We start from the raw sequence: 252 nt of genomic DNA, 5'->3' as shown, positions 1-252 counted from the left end.
CCCCCCCCAGCCGCTCCAGCGGCCCTTGGCCAAAGCGGGCCAGCCAGGCTTGCGGCCAGGCCAGCATGATCGCCCAACCCAGGATCACGAACAGCGGCAGGCTGCCGCGCGGCACGGCATGGGCATTGCCCCAACCCAGCCCCGCGCCCCAGCCACAGAACAGCGCGCTCATGATCAGGCTGGTGCCGAGGTAATTGGTAAAGGCGCAGCGCCCCGCTGCCGCCAGCGCGCGGCCCGGCGCCCGCCGCGCCA

1 protein-coding gene is annotated in these 252 nt (G+C 73.8%); it reads right to left on the bottom strand.

The genetic code is table 11. The features are described from left to right. On the bottom strand, positions 1 to 252 hold a 252-nt coding region (locus tag H926_RS31935; protein WP_148291811.1), incomplete at both ends, for a DUF418 domain-containing protein.

It is taken from the genome of Novosphingobium sp. B-7, from assembly GCF_000410615.1.
In the GTDB taxonomy this organism is placed as follows: Bacteria; Pseudomonadota; Alphaproteobacteria; order Sphingomonadales; family Sphingomonadaceae; genus Novosphingobium; species Novosphingobium capsulatum.
This window is presented reverse-complemented; position numbering and strand designations above follow the sequence as displayed.